This is a genomic window from Ruminococcus sp. AF37-20 (assembly GCF_003460465.1).
GTDB lineage: Bacteria > Bacillota > Clostridia > Oscillospirales > Ruminococcaceae > Hominimerdicola > Hominimerdicola aceti.
Genome location: NZ_QTVE01000053.1, coordinates 675 through 1,820 on the forward strand (window position 1 = coordinate 675; position 1,146 = coordinate 1,820).

The following is a 1,146-nucleotide window of genomic DNA, read 5'->3' on the forward strand; positions in this document are numbered from 1 at the left end:
AAAAAACAAGAAGACCTTACAGAAGCTGATCGTCTTCGTATGGAGAACAAGATATTACAAGCAAAGCTTAAAGATCAGGAAATGGAAATTAAACTGTTAAAAAAACTCAGGGAGCTGAGAGGGGGCGGTCACTGAACGGAGTACGAAACGTGGACAAGTATATTGCAATCAAATACATGAATGAAGCAGAGCATTATCCGATTCAGAAGCTCTGCGCTGCTGTACACGTTGCACGCTCGGCTTACTACAAGTGGTTGCATCGGACACCGAGCCATAGCCAGCAGATCAATGAGCAGCTTGTAGAATGGATCAAACAGCACTATGAGGAGCGCAACGGCATCTTAGGTTATCGTCAGATGACGGTCGTGATCAACCGTGAGCATGATGTACATTTCAACAAGAAGCGCATCTACAGACTGATGCAGATTCTTCATCTGAAATCTGTTACCCGTGTCAAGAAGAATACATATATTCCATCAACGCCGCAAATCACAGCGGAGAATATTCTGAACAGAGATTTCCACGCAGATAAGCCGAACGAAAAATGGCTTACAGATGTAACTGAATTTAAATATTACGTAGGAACAGAGATCAGAAAACTGTATCTCAGCGCAATTCTTGATTTGTATGACAGACGAATTGTAACATACAAAATTATGGAAAGCAATAACAACGAACTTGTGTTTTCTACATTTGACGAAGCTGTTCGATTGAATCCTGATGCTCACCCAATCTTCCACAGTGACCGTGGCTTTCAGTATACCAACAAATTATTTCATCAAAAACTGACTGATGCAGGAATGATACAAAGTATGTCCCGTGTTGGGAGATGCATCGACAACGGACCAATGGAGGGTTGGTGGGGAATCTTAAAATCGGAGATGTATTATCTTCGCAAGTTTACGGATAAGACCGAACTGATTTCAGCGATAGAGGAATACATAACCTATTACAACACAAGGCGTTACCAGATCAAACTGAGCAGCATGACACCTATGGAATACCATGAAGCGTATGCTGCTTAGCTGGTCGGTGCTTGCCATTTGCTAACAACAAAGCAGCCTGCACAAATTGCACAGACTGCTTTTAGTCACAACATAGAATATTTTTGTTTTTTGCGCTGTCTACTTGACAGGGGGCGGGTCA

1 protein-coding gene is annotated in these 1,146 nt (G+C 42.3%); it reads left to right on the forward strand.

Annotated features, from left to right (window positions below; genetic code table 11):
- Positions 1–149: 149 nt before the first annotated feature.
- Positions 150–1,025 (forward strand): IS3 family transposase, encoded by an 876-nt coding sequence (locus DW015_RS13220; RefSeq protein ID WP_181979944.1) that lies wholly within the window; start codon positions 150–152, stop codon positions 1,023–1,025.
- Positions 1,026–1,146: the final 121 nt, after the last annotated feature.